Annotated in this window: 16 protein-coding genes and 1 riboswitch; of the genes, 1 reads left to right on the top strand and 15 read right to left on the bottom strand. The window is 60.3% G+C overall.

Going from position 1 to position 20,062, the window contains the following annotated elements; genetic code table 11:
- From G454_RS0101050 to G454_RS0101030, 5 genes are all read right to left on the bottom strand, one after another.
- Positions 1-714 (bottom strand): aldehyde ferredoxin oxidoreductase N-terminal domain-containing protein (locus G454_RS0101050; protein ID WP_281168426.1); only part of this gene is annotated, 714 nt, incomplete at its 3' end.
- Between the two features lie 10 nt (positions 715-724).
- Complete coding sequence (gabT, locus tag G454_RS0101045; protein ID WP_027717082.1) at positions 725-2,044, bottom strand: 4-aminobutyrate--2-oxoglutarate transaminase; 1,320 nt, start codon at positions 2,042-2,044, stop codon at positions 725-727.
- Between the two features lie 30 nt (positions 2,045-2,074).
- Entirely contained in the window at positions 2,075-3,511 is a 1,437-nt protein-coding gene (locus tag G454_RS17170) for an APC family permease (protein WP_035106294.1), read from the bottom strand.
- A 338-nt stretch (positions 3,512-3,849) separates the two neighbouring features.
- Positions 3,850-5,145: a Glu/Leu/Phe/Val family dehydrogenase gene (locus G454_RS0101035; protein ID WP_027717081.1), complete on the bottom strand. Its 1,296-nt coding sequence runs from the start codon at positions 5,143-5,145 to the stop codon at positions 3,850-3,852.
- Between the two features lie 234 nt (positions 5,146-5,379).
- Positions 5,380-7,077, bottom strand: a complete 1,698-nt coding sequence (locus tag G454_RS0101030; protein ID WP_281168425.1) for a sigma 54-interacting transcriptional regulator — start codon at positions 7,075-7,077, stop codon at positions 5,380-5,382.
- 128 nt (positions 7,078-7,205) lie between these two features.
- On the opposite strand from G454_RS0101030, the gene G454_RS0101025 reads away from it, so the two are divergent.
- Positions 7,206-8,321 (top strand): PRK06851 family protein, encoded by a 1,116-nt coding sequence (locus G454_RS0101025; RefSeq protein ID WP_027717079.1) that lies wholly within the window; start codon positions 7,206-7,208, stop codon positions 8,319-8,321.
- Between the two features lie 112 nt (positions 8,322-8,433).
- Here the strand turns inward: G454_RS0101025 and lpdA are convergent, their stop codons facing one another.
- The 10 genes from lpdA to G454_RS0100975 all read right to left on the bottom strand — a co-directional run bounded on the left by lpdA (position 8,434) and on the right by G454_RS0100975 (position 19,672).
- Positions 8,434-9,804 carry a dihydrolipoyl dehydrogenase gene (gene lpdA / locus G454_RS0101020; RefSeq protein ID WP_027717078.1) on the bottom strand — a complete coding sequence of 457 codons (1,371 nt, stop codon included), beginning with the start codon at positions 9,802-9,804 and terminating at the stop codon, positions 8,434-8,436.
- Entirely contained in the window at positions 9,791-10,597 is an 807-nt protein-coding gene (locus G454_RS0101015) for a lipoate--protein ligase family protein (protein ID WP_051275735.1), read from the bottom strand. The genes lpdA and G454_RS0101015 overlap by 14 nt, the downstream gene beginning before the upstream one ends.
- Complete coding sequence (gene lipS2, locus G454_RS0101010) at positions 10,579-11,541, bottom strand: LipS2 family lipoyl synthase (protein WP_035106292.1); 963 nt, start codon at positions 11,539-11,541, stop codon at positions 10,579-10,581. The genes G454_RS0101015 and lipS2 overlap by 19 nt, the downstream gene beginning before the upstream one ends.
- The gene (gene lipS1 / locus G454_RS17165; protein WP_051275734.1) at positions 11,535-12,338 is read right to left on the bottom strand and encodes a LipS1 family lipoyl synthase; all 804 of its coding nucleotides are present in this window, start codon (positions 12,336-12,338) and stop codon (positions 11,535-11,537) included. The genes lipS2 and lipS1 overlap by 7 nt, the downstream gene beginning before the upstream one ends.
- Positions 12,332-13,774 (bottom strand): aminomethyl-transferring glycine dehydrogenase subunit GcvPB, encoded by a 1,443-nt coding sequence (gene gcvPB, locus G454_RS0101000; protein WP_027717075.1) that lies wholly within the window; start codon positions 13,772-13,774, stop codon positions 12,332-12,334. The genes lipS1 and gcvPB overlap by 7 nt, the downstream gene beginning before the upstream one ends.
- Positions 13,775-15,109, bottom strand: a complete 1,335-nt coding sequence (gcvPA, locus tag G454_RS0100995) for an aminomethyl-transferring glycine dehydrogenase subunit GcvPA (RefSeq protein WP_027717074.1) — start codon at positions 15,107-15,109, stop codon at positions 13,775-13,777. It abuts the gene before it with no gap.
- A 4-nt stretch (positions 15,110-15,113) separates the two neighbouring features.
- Entirely contained in the window at positions 15,114-15,506 is a 393-nt protein-coding gene (gcvH, locus tag G454_RS0100990; protein WP_027717073.1) for a glycine cleavage system protein GcvH, read from the bottom strand.
- Position 15,507: 1 nt separating this feature from the next.
- The gene (gcvT, locus tag G454_RS0100985) at positions 15,508-16,590 is read right to left on the bottom strand and encodes a glycine cleavage system aminomethyltransferase GcvT (protein WP_027717072.1); all 1,083 of its coding nucleotides are present in this window, start codon (positions 16,588-16,590) and stop codon (positions 15,508-15,510) included.
- Positions 16,591-16,727: 137 nt separating this feature from the next.
- Positions 16,728-16,830, bottom strand: a riboswitch (glycine riboswitch).
- A gap of 24 nt (positions 16,831-16,854) precedes the next feature.
- Positions 16,855-17,985, bottom strand: coding sequence for an alanine dehydrogenase (gene ald / locus G454_RS0100980; RefSeq protein WP_027717071.1), 1,131 nt, complete (start codon positions 17,983-17,985; stop codon positions 16,855-16,857).
- Positions 17,986-18,112: 127 nt separating this feature from the next.
- Positions 18,113-19,672 carry a sigma-54-dependent Fis family transcriptional regulator gene (locus G454_RS0100975; protein ID WP_035106290.1) on the bottom strand — a complete coding sequence of 520 codons (1,560 nt, stop codon included), beginning with the start codon at positions 19,670-19,672 and terminating at the stop codon, positions 18,113-18,115.
- Positions 19,673-20,062: the final 390 nt, after the last annotated feature.

Here is a 20,062-nt window from a genome sequence, read left to right as displayed (position 1 = left end):
GCCGGGGTTGTCTTTGGCTTTTTGGGCCAGCTTGGCGACAATTTCCTTTAATCCTGCGGGGTCGGCCGGCTCGCATTGCGCCCCGCCGTGGAAGACGACGGCCTTGAGCTTTTTGGCGCCCATGACCGCGCCCATGCCTACCCGGCCCAGGGAGCGCCAGTAGTTGTTTTCTATGCAGGCGTATTTGACGAGGTTTTCCCCCGCCGGGCCGATGACCGCCGCCTGGGCCCCCTTGACGCCCACCCTGGCCAGGGCCATGTCCTCGGCGGTGTAGGTGTCTTTGCCCCAGAGGTCCGCGGCGTCGTGAAAGGTTACGCCCCGGTCGCTTATTTCTAGCAGCGTGGGCTTTTCCGCCCGGCCCCGGATGACGACGGCGTCGTAGCCGGTCTGCTTTAAGGCCGCCCCCACGCTGCCTCCGGCGTAGGATTCGCCGTAGAAGTCGGTCAAGGGGGATTTGGCAAAGGCGCCGATGCGGTTGGAGCCGGGCATGATGGTGCCGGTGAGGGGCCCGACGGCAAAGATGAGGCAGTTTTCCGGGCCCAGGGGGTCGGCCCCCGGCGGGATGTGTTCTAGCATGAGGTGGGTGCCCAGGCCCTTGCCCCCCAGGTAGTGGGCCGTAACTTCCGCCGGCAGCTCTTCTACCCGCCAGCTCTTTTCCGTGAGGTCCACGTGCAAAACGCGCCCGTAAAAGCCGCGCATGTGTTCACCGCCCATCCCAAACTTTTCAACCGCTTACCCTGGCCATTACCTCTTCCAAGATGCCCAGCCCCGCATCCAGCTGCTCATCTGTGATAACCAGCGGCACGAGCAGGCGGATTACGTTGCTAAAGATGCCCGCACTGATAACCAGGAGGCCGCGCCTATAACATTCTTCAATAATGAGCTTGGTTTCGTCTTTTGCCGGCTCCTTGGTCTTCCTGTCCTTGACCAGCTCCATGGCCACCATAGCCCCCAGGCCGCGCACATCCCCAATGAGCCGGTACTTTTCCTGCATGGCCCGCAGTCGCTTCAGGGCTACCTCCCCAATGCGAGCGGCCCGCTCCGCCAGCCGCTGCTCCTGGATGTATTCAATGGTGGCCAGGGCTGCCGCGCAGGAGACGGGGTTGCCGCCGAAAGTGCCGCCGATATGGCCGGGGTCCGGCGCATCCATGACCTCCGCCCGGCCTACCACTGCGCTTAAGGGCATGCCGGAAGCAATGGACTTGGCCAGGGTCATGAGATCCGGCTGCACGCCCCAGTGTTCCACGGCAAACATCCTGCCGGTGCGGCCAAAGCCGGTCTGCACTTCGTCAACTATAAAGGTAATTCCATATTTTTCGCATATTCCCTGCAGGCCCGGCAGAAATTCCGGCGGCGGCACAATGAAGCCGCCTTCGCCCTGCACCGGTTCCACAATGACGGCGGCTATGTTTTCCGGCGCCACTTCGGCGGCAAAGAAGCGCTCGAAGTTCTCCAGGCAGTGCAGACCGCACCCCGGGTAAGTAGAGTTGAAGTAGCAGCGGTAGCAGTAGGCAGAAGGAACCTTGTATACCTCCGGCACGAAGGGACCAAACCCGAACTTGTACGGTTTGACCTTGCTGGTCAAGGTCATGGCCATGTACGTCCGCCCGTGAAAGGCGCACTCAAAGGCAATGATGCCGGGCCTCCCAGCGTAAGACCTGGCAATCTTTACGGCGTTTTCCACGGCCTCTGCCCCGCTGTTGGCAAGCATCACTTTCTTGCTCTCGCCCTTCACGGGACACATCCCGGCAAGCCTTTCGGCCAGGTTTACATAACCCTCGTACATGGTCACCATAAAGCACGAGTGCAGAAGCTTTTCGGCCTGGCTCTTAATAGCAGCCACCACCGGCTCCGGGCAGTGGCCGGCATTTAAGGTACCAATGCCGCCGTAGAAATCAATGTACTCGTTTCCATCCACGTCCTTTACCAGGGCACCCTTGGCCTCAGCAATAAAAATAGGGGCAACATTGGAAATGCCGCGGGCAACGTATTTGTTCTTTTTTTCTAAAATAGCACTGGATTGAGGACCGGGCACGGAATGCATTCTTCAAGCGCCTCCTTTGCCATGATAGCCTTATGCACTCTGCGATATGCCATCTTCGCGCTCTTCGCGAAGGACCACCTGGCGCATAATCTCATCGGCCACATTGCCGTAGGAGATGCGTGCCCAAATGTAAAAGACTATTCCCAGCAGCGACCACCCGAGAAAAATCAGCCATTCGTACGGCCACACCAGTGCCGAGGGCGTCCCCGGCATGTACAAAAGGATCATGCCTATGCTGAGTACGGTAGCCAAATAACCAACAAGCTTGCCATTGGGGACCACAAAGGGTCGTTTCATTTCCGGTTCGCGGTACCTTAAGATTAAAAACGAAAGGGAAACCATCGACCAAGCGATGACAATGCCCAGGCTACCGGCATCCACCAGCCACACCAGCATTTTGCGCCCGAACAGGGGGGCCATTACTGAAAACAGGCCGATTAAGAGAATGGCGTTGGAAGGTGTCTTATACTTGGGGTGAAGTACACCTAAAAACCCGGGCAACATCCTGGCATGGGCCATGGCATATATAGCGCGGCTGGCGCCGATGTAAAAACTGTTCCAGCTGGTAAGGATTCCGGCTATACCTCCCAGGATGAGCAATTTTGCCGCCCAGCTCCCCCCAAACAAAGCGGCCATCGCATCCGCAGTAGGAAGCTTGGAGGACGCGGCCTGCTCGAGGGGAAGGGCACGCGAAACCGCAAAGATGACCATCATATACCAAAATGCGGCCAAGAATACGGAGAAAATGAGAATTTTCCCTATAGTTTTGAAGGGGATTTTAATTTCTTCCGCCGCTTGAGGAATCACGTCAAAGCCGACAAACATAAAAGGTGTCATAATCAAAACCGCAAAAAGGCCCTTTAAGCCGTTGCTAAAAAATGGCTGCATATTTGCCGTATCTCCACTGAACAACCCTCCGCCAAGAAGCATAAGGCCAACTATGCCAATCATAACAGTTAAAATATTTTGCAAAAATGCTGCCGGTCTTATCCCCAAGTAGTTGATCACCGTAAGGATAACAGAACCGATCACACCCACTGCTACCCACGTTGCATAGACGTCCCACCCTGCTACGGTCCAGAGATAGCCCTGCTTGTAGTTAGGGAACAGGTACTCCAGCACGGTGGGCAGGGCCACCGCTTCAAATGCCACTACGGATACATAGCCTAGAATAATGGCCCACGTGCAGATAAATGATCCCGTAACACCCATGGCGCGGTAGCTGAAGACGTGCTCTCCGCCACATTTGGGCATGGCCGGGGTCAGTTCGGCATAAGCCAGACCCACAAAAATAACCATGATGCTCCCGATCAGGAAGGCCAGCATCGCCCCCAGGGAGCCACCCTCTTTTATCCAGGAGCCGGTCAGGACGACCCAACCCCAGCCAATCATTGCCCCGAAAGAGAGGGCCAGCACGTCGCCCCGGGAAAGAACCCTCATGAAGCCACCCTGCTGGTTAGCTTGCATGCGCTTAACCCCTTTCCTGAAAAATTAATTCACTGGTTAAGTTAGATTCATGAAAAATTAAAAAATTTGGCTTGCAAGACAAACAATACCCGGCTACTTTCAGCCCCCTTGGTATCACAGTTTTTTCTGATAGTTAATACTCAATCCTCTATTTTCCCAAGTTGCAATTTTCATTCCCTAGAAATCCCTAGAAATTAGGAAAGGTCCAAAAGAGCGCCTGCCGTACCAGCAAGGTGAGCTTAATGCAGTTAGACATCGGTATATCTCAATTTTAAACATTGGAGCACTTGTATGCCTTGCACGATGCAATACTACATTGTTAAATGCTGCAGTGCATCTCAAGCCCGCGCCGCCTCCCTTTGCTCGTGGTGTTCGTAGCCTTTGCCGAGCCACCCCCTCAGCCACATGGCCTCGCCAAGGCGCTGCACGGCCACCGTGTAGGCGCAGTCCCGCATGCTGAGGTCCTTGCGCGCTTTATACATCTGGTAGACCTCTTTAAAGGCGGCCACCATTTTTTCTTCCAGCCTGCGGTTTACTTCATATTCGGTCCAGTAGAGCCCGGTGTTGTTCTGCACCCACTCAAAGTAAGAAACGGTTACCCCGCCGGCATTGGCCAAGATGTCCGGCACCACGAAGACCTTTCTTTCGGTGAGGATTCTGTCCGCCTCGGGCGTCGTGGGACCGTTGGCCCCCTCGGCGATGATCCTGGCCTTTATTTTGTGAGCGTTCTGCTCGGTAATTTGATTCTCCAGTGCTGCCGGAATGAGAATATCGCATTCCAGGGCCAGGAGCTCCTCATTGCTGATTTGCTGGCTGCCCGGGTAACCCTTCACCCTGCCCGTGCTCTTCTTGTACTGGCAAACCCCTTCCGGGTCAAGCCCCTTGGAGTTGTAAATACCCCCGGAAGAGTCGGAAACGGCAATAATGCGGCATCCCATCCTGTGCAGCAGCCTGGCCGCAACGCTACCCACGTTGCCAAAGCCCTGCACGGCCACGGTGGCGCCCTGCAGCCTTATCCCGAGTACCGTAGCGGCCTCCCGCGCGGCAATGACACACCCTCTGGCCGTAGCCTCCTCACGCCCGCTGGACCCGCCGACGACCACCGGCTTTCCAGTTATCACACCGAACTCGTTGTAACCTTTTATCTTGGAATATTCGTCCATCATCCAGCTCATCACCCGGGCATTGGTGTACACATCCGGCGCCGGGATATCCTTTTCCTTGCCTAAAAGAGGCCACATGGCCCTTACGTAGCCGCGGCTTAGCTGTTCCATTTCATCCGGCGACATGCTTTTGGGATCGCACGCCACCCCTCCTTTCGCCCCCCCGTAGGGAAGGCCCATTACGGCACACTTCATGGTCATCCACAGGGCGAGAGCCCTCACTTCATCCATGTCCACATCCGGGTGAAACCTGATACCCCCCTTAAAGGGCCCCAGAACGCTGCAGTGCTGCACCCTGTAACCGACAAAAACCTTGACCGTGCCGTCATCCATTTTTACCGGTATGGCCGCGGTAAGCTCCCGTTCGGGGTACTTCAAAATCTCGTAAACGGTGGGGCTGAAATTGAGCCTTTTTACTGCCGCGCCAACATTTTGCATGGCCAGCTCAAAACTGCTCACTCGCTTGCTCATAAAAAATCACCTCTCCCGGCTAGATTACCCCCGTTCAAAGGGGCCTAACCCAGGAGAGGCGCAAATTCTGTGCCACTGTAAGAGGCCTGATTTCAGGCACATGTCGATGCAGTTATGCAGTAAAATAGAAGGCTCAACAGCTGGTTTTTGGGAAGCATGCAACTCTTAAGTCGGGTTGGTTAATGCTGTTTGAAATTGAATTCAATGCATATGTGCATGCCAAGGCCAACTTTATTACGTTTCCCCCTTCATTTTCGCCCGGTATTTTTTCATTTTTCTTACGACCGTAGATTGGTTGACCTGGAGCAAACCGGCCATCTCGTAAGTAGTCCTGCACTTTTGCGCGGCCAGTTCTATTAACTGCCTCTCCACCTCATCCACTGCCTGCTTGAGCGGGCAAATCCCCACCACATATACCCTCCCGGGAGTCTCTTTGCCGGAGTTCACAATGTAATCAGGGAGGTGCGCGGGCAGGATGACGCCAGCGTCAGTGGTAACCAGCAGCCTTTCCACCAGATTTTCCACCTCCCGCACGTTCCCCGGCCAGTGGTATCTCTCTAAAATTTCCAGGGCTTCCGGCGAAAATTGCTTGTTCATGTCGTATTTTAAGTTAAGCCTTTCCACAAAGTGCTTCACCAGCGGGACAATGTCTTCTTTGCGGTAGCGCAGGGGCGGGATGGTGACGGGCACCACGTTCAGGCGGTAGTACAGGTCTTCCCGGAAAAGTCCTTCCTTGACCAGTTTCTGGATATCCCGGTTGGTGGCGGCAATAAACCTCACGTTAACGGGAATCTCCTGGGTTCCCCCCACGCGCACCAGCTTTTTCTCCTGGATAACCCGCAACAGCTTAACCTGAAGGCTCAAAGGGAGCTCCGTCACTTCATCCAGAAAAACGGTGCCCCCGCTACCCATTTCTATCAGGCCCTTTTTCCCCTCGCGGCGGGCGCCGGTAAATGCCCCGGGCTCGTAGCCAAAAAGCTCCGACTCCAGCAGGTTCTCCGGTATGGCCCCGCAGTTTATGGTTATAAACGGTCCCCCGGACCTTTTGCTCATCTTATGAATGCGGGCGGCAATGATGCCCTTGCCCACCCCGGACTCCCCGGTTATGAGCACCGTGGAGTCTACCTGCGCCACCCGGTCCACCAGGTCAAGCACCTGCTTCATCTGGGCGCTGCGGGCGATTATCTCCACGCTTTCCAGCTTTTCCTGGCGCAGGAACATTACCAGCTGGCGGTATTTATCTACCAACTGCTCGGTATCTTCAAGCCTCTGTTTTAAATTAATCAGCTCGGAAACATCCCGCGAGTTCACCACAATGCGGGTGATCCTCCCTGCCTCGTCAAAGACGGGATTACCGGTTACTATGAGGACCTTCCCCGTCTTGGTACGCTGCATGACGGTTACCCGCTTCCGCTCCTGGAAAACCAGGCGGGAAACAGAGGGATAAAAATACCCCTCCCGCTCCATTTCGCTGTAATGCTTGCCGATTATCTTGCCGGTATCCACCCCGTAATAGGTTTCCCCGATCTTGTTCACCCTCCGCGTGAATCCTTCCCCGTCCACCACGTAAATCTCGTCAAAAGAGGAATCAAATATGGCCTCCAGCTCCTCCTTGGCTTCCCTCAGGGCCTCGTATTCGGTTATGTCCTGGAAGATCACCACCGCTCCTGAAGGTTGCCCGCCCTGCACAAGCGTCTTAACGGTGGCGGCCACCTTTTTGCCGTTTATTTCCATTTTTTCCGCCAGCTCCGGGCACAGCTCGCCCAGCTGCCTCCCCAAAAGGGAATCCCTAAGGCTGCCGAAGATCTGTTCAGCAGCCCGGTTGAGAAAGGTTATCCTCCCCCCGCCGTCTATCAAAAGCACCCCCACGGGAACTGCCTCGAGAACTTCCAGAAACTTTTCCTCCAGAGTGCATCCCTCCCGCCCTGTCACGCCGCTCCTTCTTTTAATTCAATCAAAAGTTAGCGCCCCGGGTGCCCCTTTCCTGCTGCTCCAATCATCATTCGACAAAGCCCTTCATATGGTGGTTATATAAGCTAACCAATGGGGAGGGCTGGTCCTTGCAAAAGGGAAGGCTTAAAAAAGTTTTCCCCGGGGGAAATACCTGCCGGGGCTTTCACTCCTTCTACGACTATATCATTGAGCCGGACGCCGCACGCATATTTGTCATCAAGGGCGGGCCGGGGGTGGGCAAATCCACCTTCATGAGGAAAATAGGCGAGGAAATGCTCTCGCGCGGCTACGATGTGGAGTTCCACTGCTGCTCTTCGGACAACGGGTCCCTGGACGGGGTAGTTATCCCGGCCATCAGGGTGGCGCTCTTGGACGGCACCGCCCCGCATGTGGTGGATCCTAAGAACCCCGGTGCCGTAGACGAAATCATCCATCTCGGGGATCACTGGAACGAGGAGGGGCTGCGGGCGCACAAAAAAGAGATCATGGCCTTAAACCAGGAAGTGGCCAGGCTCTTTCGCCGTGCCTACAGCTACCTGGCCGCAGCCCACCTCTTCCTGGAGGAGGTGCGCCGCTTTTACCAGGAAACAGGCGCCTTCAACCAGGGCACTTTCGATAAGCTTTCCCTTGAGCTGATCCACCAGATCTTTGACGGCAAAGAGCGCCAGACGGACAGCCCCCGCGCCCGCCACCTCTTTGCCACCGCCATCACCCCCGACGGTGCGGTAAGCCATCTGGAAACCATCGTCGGCCATCTGCCCAAGCGTTACATCATCAGCGGCGACGACGGCACGGGCAAGACGCTCTTGGTGCGGCGGGTCATGGACGCCGCCCTCATGCGGGGCTTCGACGTGGAGGCCTACCACTGCGCCCTGGACCCCTCCCGCATCGAGCACCTAGTCATCCCCGCCCTGCAAGTGGCTGTAGTCAATTCTGTGGAACCCCACTTTTACAGGCCCCACGAGGGAGATACGGTGGTGGATACCATGCGCTGCGTCAGGCCGGTGGGCGACCCGCAGCTTCTGGCCGAAAGGGACACCGCCCGGGAGATGTATCGCCGCGCCCTGGAAGAGGCGGTAAACTTTATCCGCCGCGCCAAAAAGGTGCACGACGAAATGGAAGCATACTACATCCCCCACATGAATTTTGCCGACATTGAGGCCAGGCGCCAACAGGTGCTGGCCAGGATTTTGGAGATGGCGGCGGCTCCTCAAACCCCATAGATTCAGAAGGGGGCGGTTAACCGCCCCCTTCAGTTTACCCCTACCAGCCCACCATCTCGCCGATTCCTTGAGAAATCCGCGAACGAAAGATCGTCAACATGGGGGGAAATTTTTACAGGTGCAGGCACGTGCCTTCTATGCCCTCCAGGGCCTCCTTTAAGGCCTCCGGGAGGGTGGGGTGGGCAAAGATGAGGCGTTCCGCCTCGCCGGCCTTAAAGCCCGCCTTCACCAGGAGGGCCGCCGTGGCCACCAGGTCTGCCGCGTGGGGGCCCACAATGTGTACCCCCCTGACCACTCCCCCGGTATCGGCCACCACCTTGACAAAGCCCTCGGTTTCATCCATGGTCACGGCCTTGCCCAGGGCACTGAAGGGAAACTTGAAGGTCCGCACCCCTTGCGCCAGGAGATCCCTCTCGGTCAGGCCTACCCCGGCGGCTTCGGGAAAAGTAAAGACCGCCGCGGGAACCACCTGCAGTTCCTCCCTGGCCTCGTAACCGGCAGCATTCAGCGCCGCCACCACCCCCTGGTGGGCGGCCACGTGGGCCAGTTCCCTCTTGCCGGTCACGTCCCCCACGGCGTAAATGCCGGGGACGCTGGTGCGCGTCCTCTCGTCGGTGGCAATCTCCCCCCGCGGACCCAGGGCCAGGTTCAGCTCCGGGCGGGCCACCTCCCGGGAGAGGTAGCGCCGGCCCACGGCCACCAGCACCTTTTCCACCTCTAGTACCTCCCCGCTATCCAGCTCTACGAGCGCACCACGGCCCGTCTTCTCTACCCCGGCCACCCTGGCCTTTAACTTCACCTCGATGCCCCTCTTCCGAAAGGCGGCGCCCAGGGCCTTACCCACGTCTTCGTCCATGGCCGGCAGGAGACCGTCTTGGAGCTCGATGACCGTCACCCGGCAGCCAAAGGCGTGAAAGATGCCGGCCAGCTCGCAGCCGATGACGCCGCCGCCCACCACGGCCAGGCTCCGGGGAAGCTCCTTCAAAGAGAGGGCCTCGTCACTGGTCAGTACCGTCTCCCCGTCAAAGGGGAAACCGGGGGGCTTTTGGGGAGCCGAGCCGGTGGCAATAATGACGCTTTGTGCCTTCAGCCTCTCGCTGCCCCCCGAACCCACCACCTCCACTTCGCCCCTGTCCACCACCGTCCCCTTCCCCCGGTAAAAGGCCACCCCGTTCTTCTTCAGCAGGTAGTGGATGCCCGCGGTAAGCTTTTTAACTATCCCCTCCTTGCGGGCCACGGCGGCGGCCAGGGAAAAGTCCTTGAGCTCGGCACTGATGCCGTTCCTTTCAAAATGCTTAAAGCACTGCAGGTAAAAGGCCGTGCGGTGCAGCGCCTTGGTAGGAATGCATCCCAGGTGCAGACAGGTTCCCCCCACCTCCCTTTCCTCCACCAGCGCCACCTTCAGGCCCTCCCTGGCCGCCCGCAGGGCGGCCACATACCCGCCGGGCCCCCCGCCTACAACCACCACGTCAAAGCCGCTCATCTAAATCTCCCACCTTTCGCTCCTTGAAGTTCCACTCCCGGCTGCGGTACTTTTGGGCCAGACACCTGATTTCCCCCTCATGGGCAAAGAGGTCGAATTTACGCAGGGAAATCCCCAGGCTGGCGGTAAATCCTCTGACCAGGGCCTCCCTGAGGGCCGAGAGATTAAGCGCCGGGTCTATCTCCCGCAGGGCCACGGCCTGCCCGAGGAGGGCCTCCGCCGGGCCGGCGCCCTTTACCACTCCTGACAGCAGGGCGCGATCCATGGTCAGGGGTATGGAGCCGTGCTGCAGGTAGGCCCCGCGCTTCCTCACCTGGGCGCTGCCGATGAGCTTTTTCCCCCGCCAGGTAATTTCATACCGGGAGGGGGCGTCAAAGCACAAAAACGACTTCCCGCCCCCTCCTCCCCGGCAGACCTCCACCCGGATACCCAGAAATTCCAGGGAAGCCGCCAGCGCCCCGGCCAGGCGCAGGTAGGTGGCGCGCAGGTCGCCGCCAAAAGCGGGGTGGGAGACGGGGGCGGCAAAACTGTAGGTCAGCTCGTCGTCATGGAGCACCGCCCGGCCCCCGGTGAGGCGCCGTACCAGGACCATGCCCCTTTCCTGCAGGAAGCCCAGGTCTACCTCCTCCCCCGCTTTCTGGAAGTAGCCCAGGCTCAAAGTGGGCACGCTCCAGGTATAAAGGCGCAGGAAAACCAGCCCGCTTTTGGAAGCCTGGAGCAGGCAGAATTCGTCCACGGCCATATTTACATAGGGATCTCCCATGGGCGTTTCCACTAAAAAAACCTCGTACACCGGAATTCCAGCTCCCTTTCCAGCACGGCCAGCGCTTCTTTTGCCTCTTCTTCCGTCAACTCCCGGGGGTAGTTATAGAGGGGGCCGCGGGGCGACTCGTTGAAGTAGGGGCGGTTGCACCCCGGGCAGCCCCGGGTGCGGAAGGCCGCCCCATCCTCCAAAAGGGCGAGGATCTCCGACCGGTCTTTTTTCAGCCCCTTCACCCGGCCTCCCGCGAAAACCATGTCACGCAAGCTGAGCCGCCCTTTCTCCATGAGGTAGGTGAGGGCCTGCACCACCCGGTAGCGCCCGAGAGGGGGCGGGTCCCGGTCCGCAAGGGGGGTGTTCTTTAAAGGGGTAAAGGCAAAAAGCCCCACGGTTACCCCGCTATCTACCATTTTCTGGTATACAGCCAGGAACTCCTCTTCATTTTCCCCCAGACCGAAGATGAGATGGGTGCCGATCCTGCCCGGGTAGCGGCGGGCCATCTGCAGGACAAACCGGTAAGGAGCAAAAGGTTCCTCCCCCTTAACCCCAGCAAAAACGGAGGGCGCAGCGTCCAGGGGCAGGGAAACCCTCTCCGCGCCCAGGGCCAAGAGGCGCCGCACGTGCTCCTCCCTCTGGAAGAGGTAGGAAACACAAACGGGGAGAGCCACTCCATGCTGCCGCAGGAGGGCCAGGCCCTTTTCCGTTTCCCGCAGGACGCCTTCCTGGCACACCAGCTGGAAGCAGATCCTTTCCAGGGAGCTGCGCCGCAACCCCTCCAGCACCGCCTCCCATTCCACAGGGGGAAAATCGACCCGGGAGAGCATCACGCTTGGGGGCGCATCCCTCCGCTGGGCGCAGAAAAGGCAGTTGCGGCGGCACTTCGTCCCGAGCATGAGGTAGGCGGTGGTGGGGAGCACGGGACCGGCCGCTTTTTTCAGGCCCAGGGCGCACAGGGTGCCGCTGGATGCCCTCAGCATAGGGCACAGCACTCCCTTTTGACCTCAATTGCCCATCCCATTTCCTCCACCTCCCGCCGCAGCACCGGGTGGGGCCGCACCACCACATCCACCCCTTCTCTTATGGCCAGGGAATCCAGCTGGTAGCGGTAGCCGCCGCCCGGGCGCATGCACCCCAGGATAAGCTGCCCGCAGGGGAAAAGGTCCCGGGCGGCGGCCAGGACACCCCTTACGTCCTCCAGGGGGACTTTCTCCTGCCCCCGCCCGGGAATCAAAACTAAGAGGACGACCCTTTCTTCCCCCAGGCGCCTTAGTACCTTCAGGGCCTCCAGCTCGCCCCTGACCTGCCCCTGCAGGGCTCCCACCAGGAGGTGGGGGACAACGCGGGGGAAGTGCTTTTTGGCCAGGAGGTAGTTGCGCAGGTAGTCCCGGCTACCGTAGCGGCCCGCGGTAAGGTAGCGGGCGGTTTCCTCGTCGGCCACGAAGTCAAGGGAAAGGCAGTCGACGAGCCCCTTTAAGCAGCCGACGTCCTCTTCCTCCAGGAAGCCCGGGTGAACGTTAACGGTTTTGCCCATTTCCTTTAAACGGGCCAGGAAGGGCAGGTTCTCCCGCAGGGGAACCCTCCCCCCCTCCGTAAAGCCGCCGCTGACCAGGAAGGAGCGGTAATTGGCCGGGTCAACCCGGTCAACGGTTTCCATGGCCTTTAAATATCTGCCCCGGCAGTGGGGGCAGCCATAGGCGCAGTAAGCCCCGGTCAGGGAAACGGCCCTAGTTTCTTCGGGGTAGATAAAGGTAACCCGCCGCACGCTCTCTACCACTTCAGCTTCATGTCCCGGGCGGCCTTGACCTCATCTAAGCGCCGCACCGGCAAACTCAGGGGAGCCTCCTTCAAAAGTTCGGGCCTGGTGCGGGCCTCCTCGTGGATGTCCAAGAGCGCCTGGGCAAAGGCATCCAGCGTCTCCTTGCTCTCCGTCTCCGTGGGCTCAATCATCAGCGCCTCTTCCACAATGAGGGGGAAGTACATGGTCGGCGGGTGGTACCCGTAGTCCAGCAACCGCTTGGCAATGTCCGCCGCCCGCACGCCGTAATTTTGCTTCCAGTTCTTGGCACTGACCACGAACTCGTGCATGCAGGGGCCACGGTAAGGCACGACGAACAGGTCTTCCACCAGCTTTTTTAAGTAGTTGGCGTTGAGGACGGCCATTTCACTGGCCTCCCTTAAACCCTTCGCCCCCAAAGCCCGGATGTAGGCGTAGGCCTTTATGGCCACGCCCACGTTCCCGTAAAAGGCGCGCACCCTGCCGATGGAGCGCGGCAGCCGGTAGTTAAGGAAGTACCTGCCGTCTTTCTCGTCCACCACGGGCACGGGCAGGTAATCCCGCAAAAAGGCCTTCACGCCCACGGGACCGGAACCCGGGCCGCCCGAGCCGTGGGGGGTGGAAAAGGTCTTGTGCAAATTTAAATGCACCACGTCAAAACCCATGTCGCCGGGGCGGGAGCGGCCCATGATGGCGTTTAAGTTGGCCCCGTCGTAGTAAAGCAGGGCGCCCCTTTCATGGAGGACGGCGGCAATTTCCCTGATCCTCCGCTCAAAAAGGCCCAGGGTATTGGGGTTGGTGAGCATCAGCGCTGCCGTTTTCTCGTCCACCGCCTCCTTTAACTTCTCCACGTCCACCAGGCCGTCCGGGTTTGACTTGACCTCCACCACTTCAAAGCCGCATTCCTTGGCCGTTGCCGGGTTAGTCCCGTGCGCGGAGTCGGGCACGATAACCCTGGTGCGCTTCTCCCCCCGGTCCTCCAGGTATTTTTTAATGATGAGCATGCCGGTGAGTTCGCCGTGGGCCCCTGCTGCCGGCTGCAGGGTGACGAAATCCATCCCGGTGATTTCGGCCAGGTAAGCCTGCAGCTCGTAAAGCAGCTTTAAGATGCCCTGGGCCAGCTCCTCTGGCACGTACGGGTGCAGGTTGGCAAAGCCGGGCAGGGCGGCTACTTCCTCGTTGATCTTGGGGTTGTACTTCATGGTGCACGAGCCCAGGGGGTAAAAGCCGTCGTCCACGCCGAAGTTCATCCTGGCCAGGGCGGTGTAGTGCCTCACCACGTCCACTTCCGAGACCTCGGGCAGGTCCAGCTCGGAGCGCAAAAAGTCCCTGCCCAGGGTGGCCCCGAGGTCCACCTCCGGGACACCGGGATCCCCCAGGCGAAAGCCTTCCCGCCCGGGGCAGGAGCGCTCGAAAATCAGCGGCGTCCCCTTCATTTATTTCACCCCCAGCACTTCCAGGAGCGCATCGATTTCGCCCCTGGTTCTCTTTTCCGTGAAGGCCACCAGGAGGCGGTTTTTCTCTGCCGGGAAAAAGCGCTCGAGCTTCAGGCCGGGAAGGATCTTCCTCTCCAGCGCCTGCTGGTACTTTTCCTCCAGGCCCTCTACCTCCACCACCAGCTCGTTAAAAATGCGGCGGCAGAGGACCCGCACGCCCCGCCCGGCCTCATCAATGCGTGTGAGGAAGTAGCGGGCGCGGGTATGGGAATGGTAGGCCACATCCCGCAGGCCCCGCGGCCCCAGGTAGGCCAGGTAGACGGCGGCCAGGAGGGCGTTTTGCGCCTGGTTGGAGCAGATGTTGGAGGTGGCCTTCTCGCGGCGGATGTGCTGCTCCCGCGCCTGCAGGGTGAGCACAAAGGCCCGCCTCCCCAGGGCGTCCACCGTTTCCCCCACGAGCCTGCCGGGCATACGCCGCACGTAGGCCGCCCGGGCCCCTAAAAAGCCGAGGTACGGCCCGCCAAAGGAAAGAGCGTTGCCCAGGGGCTGGCCCTCGCCCACCACCAGGTCCGCACCGTAGGCCGCGGGCGGCTTTAAAAGGGCCAGGGATATGGGGTTGGCCACCACCACCAGGAGCAGGCCCTTTTCCCGGGCAAGCTCCTGGGCCCGCCGCACGTCCTCCACCACGCCAAAGAAGTTGGGGACGCTTACGACCAGGGCCGCCGCCTCCCCGTCGGCCGCCTTTTCCGCTGCCCCCCAGTCGGTTTCGTACCCTGGGGTGTAGGGGACAAGGGACACTTCGCCCCCCACGCCGTAGCAGTAGGTCTTTACCGTCTCCACGTATTCCGGGTGCACGGCCCCGGAAACGACCACCTTCTTTTTGCGCTTCAGGTCAAAGGCCATGAGCACGGCCTCGGCCAGGGCGGAAGCCCCGTCGTACACCGAGGCGTTGACCACATCCATGCCCGTAAGCCGCGCGATCATCGTCTGGTACTCGAAAATGGCCGCCAGGGTGCCCTGGCTGCGCTCCGGCTGGTAGGGGGTGTAGGCGGTGAGGAACTCCGGGCGGCTGGCCAGGGCCCTGACCGCTGCCGGCACGTAGTGGTCGTAGGCGCCGGCCCCCAGAAAGCTCACGTAGCCCGACCCCGGGTTGGCCCCGGCCAGGGCCTCCAGCTCCCTCCGCAGCTCCACCTCGTCCAAAGCCGGCGGCAGGGAAAGCTCTCCCTTGAACCGGACCTCCTCGGGGATGACGGCAAACAGCTCGTCTACGGCGGAAAGGCCCAAAAAGGCCAGCATTTCCGCCACCTGACCGGGGGTATGAGGCACGTACCTCACGGCCCTACTCCCCTTCCCCGGCCAGGAGCTTTTCGTACTCCTCTGCGGTGAGGAGCTTTTCCAGCTCCCCCTCGTCGGCCATCTCCACCAGGATCATCCAGCCCTCGCCGTAAGGGTCCCGGTTGACGAGCTCGGGGCTCTCTTTTAACGCCTCGTTAACCTCCACCACCACGCCGCTGACGGGGGCGTAAAGGTCGGAGGCGGCCTTTACCGATTCCACCACCCCGAAGGGCTCTCCCTGGACCACTTTATCCCCCACCCCAGGAAGTTCCACGTAAACCACATCGCCTAAAGACTCCTGGGCATAATCGGTAATGCCCACCCGGCCCCGCCCGCCTTCCACGAGGAGCCACTCGTGCTCCCTGGTGTACCTCAAGTTGGGCAGCACTCTGGACACGTCAAATCCCTCCCCGACGGAAAAATTTTAAAAAGTTTTTGGGCAAAACTTCTGCCTCCAGCCTCTTGCCCCGCACCTCCACGGCCAGCACCCTCTCCCGGTGGTAGGGCGTATCCACCAGGGCCAGGGCAAAGTAGCCCTTGAGGTAAGGGGCATAGTTCCCCGTGGTTACAAAGCCCACCTGCTTTTCACCGCTCCAGACGGCATACCCTTGGCGCGCCACCCCCTTTTCTTTGAGCCTTAAGCCCACCAGCCTCCTGCCCGTCCCCTGCTCCTTCTGCGCCAAAAGCACCTGCCGTCCCAGGAAGTCCTTTTCTAACTTAATAAAGGGGTCCAGCCCGGCCTCAACGGGGGTAATGTCCTCGCCCAGCTCGTGGCCGTACAAGGGCAGCCCGGCTTCAAACCTTAAAGTGTCCCGTGCCCCCAGGCCGCAGGGCACCACCCCCTGCCGGACAAAGGCCCTAAAGAGATCCCTTACGGCCCCGGGCGGGCCGTAAACCTCAAAGCCGTCCTCACCGGTGTAGCCCGTGCGCGAAACCAGCACCTCATCCCCCCCGTACGGCGCAAAGGTAAAGCCGAAAGGAGGCAGGCCCGCCACTTCCTCGCCCAGCACGGTCTTCACGTGCTCCCGGCTCCGCGGCCCCTGCAGGGCTATCCCGGCGTAGCCTGCGCTGAGGTCGCGCACCGCTACCCCCGGCGGCAGGTGCTGCCGCAGGTGTGCGTAATCCTTCCGGATGTTGGCCGCGTTGACCACCAGCAGGTAGGCGCTTGCGGCCACCCGGTAGGCAATGAGGTCGTCCACCGTCCCGCCGTGCCCGTAAGTCATGATCGTGTACTGGGCCCTCCCGGGGAAAAGCAGCTCGAGGTCGTTGGTAAGCAGGCGGTTTAGAGCCGGCCCTGCCCCCTCGCCCTCCACCAGGATCTCGCCCATGTGGGAGATGTCGAAGACCCCCGCCCTTTCCCGCACGGCCAGGTGCTCTTCGATAATAGAGGTATATTGCACGGGAAGAAGATATCCAGAAAAGTCTATCATTTTAGCCCCGAGCTTGAGGTGTTCCTCGTAGAGCGGCGTCTTTTCGGGCATGATACCTGCACCCCGCTTTTAAAAGAATTAAGAGGTTTAAGCCGCAAGCAATCTCCCCTAGCGGCTTAAACCTCTGTCCTTGGGCCTGAAAGATTTTCCTCTTCGGCGCCCTTTATTGGCGGGCTCTCCAGAGGCCGGTCGGGGAAGCGGTCCTTTTGCCTGAGAGTTTTGCCCTCACAGCCGCCGCAACGGAGGGCTTGCCCCTTCGGCGCCCCAGCGGGTCTCTCCCGCTCCCCGTCATCCCCTACGCTATTTTTTTTACTTTTAGTTTTCCAGCTCGCCCAGCACTTCTTCCAGACGGCAACAGGGGAGCCCGTGAGCCTCGGCCACCCCGGGGTTGGTAATCCTGCCCAGGACCACGTTTACGCCCCTGGCCAGGGCAGGGTCCTCTTTCACCGCCCTCTTCCAGCCCTTGCTTGCCAGGGCAAGCACGTAAGGCAGGGTGGCGTTGGTGAGGGCCAGGGTGGAGGTGCGGGGAACGGCACCGGGCATATTGGCTACGGCATAGTGGACTACCCCGTGCTTGATGTAGACCGGATCCTCGTGGGTGGTGGGCCGGTCGACGGTTTCCACGCAGCCCCCCTGGTCCACGGCCACATCCACGATCACGCTGCCCGGCTCCATGGCACGCACCATCTCCTCGGTAACGAGGCGGGGGGCACGGGCCCCGGGGATTAAAACGGCACCGATCACCAGATCGGCCTCACGCACCGCCGCGGCAATGTTCAGGTGATTGGATGCCAGGGTTTCAATCTGGCCGTGGAACACGTCATCTAAGTAGCGCAGGCGGTTCAGGTTTTTATCTATCACCGTCACCCTGGCTCCCATGCCTATGGCCCGCTTTAAGGCGCTGGTACCGACGGTACCTCCGCCCAGGATGACCACATGGGCCGGCGGCACCCCGGCTACGCCGCCCAGGAGGATGCCCTTGCCCTGGCGCGGCTTCTCCAGGAAGGTGGCGCCCACCTGCACGGCCATGCGCCCGGCCACCTCGCTCATGGGCGTCAGCAGGGGAAGGGAACCGTTGGGAAGCTCCACCGTCTCGTAGGCTATGGCCGTGACCTGTTTTTCCGCCAGCACCCGTGTTAATTCCGGTTCTGCCGCCAGGTGAAGGTAAGTAAAGAGGACCAGCCCGGGCCGGAAGTATTTGTATTCCGCCGGCAGGGGCTCCTTTACCTTCACCACCATGTCGGCCTGGGCCCAGACCTCGCCGGCCTCCGCAGTTATCTGGGCTCCCGCCTGGCGGTAATCGGCATCGCTAAAGCCGCTCCCTTCGCCTGCGCCCCTCTCTACCAGCACCCGGTGGCCCGCCCGGACCAGGGCATCCACCCCCGCCGGGGTCAACCCCACCCGGTGCTCCTGGGGCTTGATCTCCCGCGGCAGCCCCACAATCATGCCAAACCACCTACCCTCCCCGTAGCACGCTTTCCCCAGGGGGTTGCAACAACCGTTACCTGCAAATTCAGTGCCAGAAGCTGTTACCTCTCCGGTCCCGCCAACGCTACGGGGAGGGTGGCAAGTTTTATTTCCACTGGCCTGCCTGGTTGCCACCAAGGCGGTAACGCCGCATCTTGTTGATTACCGTGGTATGGGAAACCCCCAGGATCTTGGCCGCCTTGCGCACGCTGCCTCCCTGTACCAGCGCTTCCAAAACGGCCTGCCGCTCCACTTCCTCCACCGCCTTTTTAAGCTCGTTAAAGCGCCTCTCCCTGGGGGCCCCTTCCGGGAGCAGTATGTGGGTCGCGTCCAGCTCTTCCCCCTCGGCCAGGTTCACCGCCCGCTCGATAACGTTTTCCAGCTCGCGTATGTTGCCCGGCCAGTCATAGACCTCCAGCCGCTCCAGGGCCGCCCGGGTTATGCGGGTGATGTTTTTACCCAGGCGCTGGTTGAACTTGGCCACAAAATGGCGGACCAGGACGGGGATATCTTCCTTCCGCTCTCTTAAGGGAGGAAGGTAGAGGGGTATGACGTTCAGCCGGTAGAAAAGGTCCTCGCGGAAGGCCCCCGAGGCAATCATTTCTTCCAGGTTGCGGTTGGTCGCCGCAATTACGCGCACGTCGACCTTATTTTCCACCATCTCGCCCAGGCGGCGGACGCAGCCATCCTGCAGGACGCGCAGGAGCTTGGCCTGCACGTGGGGCGGTATCTCGCCCACCTCATCCAAAAAAATGGTGCCGTGGTGGGCAAACTCAAAGAGGCCGGGCCGCCCGCCCTTTAAGGCGCCGGTGAAGGTTCCCTCGGCGTAGCCGAAAAGCTCGCTTTCCAGCAGGGTGTCGGGGATGGCCGCGCAGTTGACCACCACAAAGGGGTTGTCCCGGCGCGGGCTGGCCATGTGGATGGCCCTGGCAAAGAGCTCCTTTCCCGTGCCGCTCTCACCGCGCAGGAGAATGGTGGAATTGCCCCGGGCCACCGTCTTGGCCAGGGCCACCAGCTGGGCCATCTTGGGGCTGGCGTAGATGATTTCCTCGAAGGTGATCATCACCGGGCGGGTGAGGGACTGAATGAGGCGCCTGACCTTGGACATCTTCTCTATGGTGATCATGGCCCCCGATGCTTTCCCGTGCTCGTCCACCAGCCGCTGGCTCTTAACCAGGCAGCGCAGCCGGCCGTAAGGGGTGCTGAGCACCACCTCCTGCTGGCTCAGGCGCCCCACCGCCAGGGACTGGAGGACCTCCTGGGGGAAGCCTAGTTCTTCCAGGAAGCTGCCCATGATGGTGTTTCCCCACCCCAGCACCTCGGCGGCCTTGCGGTTGCAGAGCGTGACGGCGCCCTGCTCGTTGACCAGCAGAATCCCTTCATCTACCGCCTCAAAGACGGCCTGGAGCCGCTGCTGGGCCAGCTCGTGGGGCAGCCACTCCACGGGCGTAACTTCCAGAACATCGGGTATAGCCTGAACTTTCTGTAACATATTGGCCAGCACCGCCGCGGAAATGCTCTCGATCTGGAGGTGCATCTCCCCGGGCTTGACTTCCAGGGAGAGGATGTTGGCACCGTGCTCCGCCACCACAGAGGCCACATCGCGCACCATCCCCACCCGATCACAAAAGCGGATGCGAAAGCGGAAACGCTGCACCTCTTTCATCCCCTCTTTTGCGAACTCATCCAGGCCGGCCTCCCAAAAACCAAAAGGGCGCCTTTCCCCGGTGGTAGCATCTTTGCCACCTGCAAAAGCGCCCTTGCCCGTTCGCCATCAAAACCCTGCCGGGCAACAGAACCGGTGCCTGCCCCTCACGGTCCTTTGGCCGTCAACCTCCAAAGGACATCCCTGCCTCACAAAATTTTGCTGTTTATAAGCCATTGCCCGTTTAACTAGCCTATATCATAAAGCATGGCCCGGCGCTTGTCAACACCGACAGGATGGTACAAGAAAATTGCCATGGAAATTTTCCTTGCCGGAAAGCTCGTAAAAGCGGGAATTGTGTCACAAGTTTCCCCGGCTTCCTCTCCCGCCCGCACCGGCACCGCAGGCCAA

This window comes from Desulfovirgula thermocuniculi DSM 16036 (assembly GCF_000429345.1).
Taxonomy (GTDB): Bacteria; Bacillota; Desulfotomaculia; order Desulfotomaculales; family Desulfovirgulaceae; genus Desulfovirgula; species Desulfovirgula thermocuniculi.
This window is presented reverse-complemented; position numbering and strand designations above follow the sequence as displayed.

Coding starts and splice junctions, on each gene's coding strand:
- gabT (WP_027717082.1), bottom strand. CDS start 2,044: ATGCATTCCGTGCCCGGTCCTCAATCCAGTGCTATTTTAGAAAAAAAG.
- G454_RS17170 (WP_035106294.1), bottom strand. CDS start 3,511: ATGCAAGCTAACCAGCAGGGTGGCTTCATGAGGGTTCTTTCCCGGGGC.
- G454_RS0101035 (WP_027717081.1), bottom strand. CDS start 5,145: ATGAGCAAGCGAGTGAGCAGTTTTGAGCTGGCCATGCAAAATGTTGGC.
- lpdA (WP_027717078.1), bottom strand. CDS start 9,804: ATGAGCGGCTTTGACGTGGTGGTTGTAGGCGGGGGGCCCGGCGGGTAT.
- lipS2 (WP_035106292.1), bottom strand. CDS start 11,541: ATGCTGAGGGCATCCAGCGGCACCCTGTGCGCCCTGGGCCTGAAAAAA.
- gcvPB (WP_027717075.1), bottom strand. CDS start 13,774: ATGAAGGGGACGCCGCTGATTTTCGAGCGCTCCTGCCCCGGGCGGGAA.
- gcvT (WP_027717072.1), bottom strand. CDS start 16,590: ATGCCCGAAAAGACGCCGCTCTACGAGGAACACCTCAAGCTCGGGGCT.
- ald (WP_027717071.1), bottom strand. CDS start 17,985: ATGATTGTGGGGCTGCCGCGGGAGATCAAGCCCCAGGAGCACCGGGTG.
- G454_RS0100975 (WP_035106290.1), bottom strand. CDS start 19,672: ATGAAAGAGGTGCAGCGTTTCCGCTTTCGCATCCGCTTTTGTGATCGG.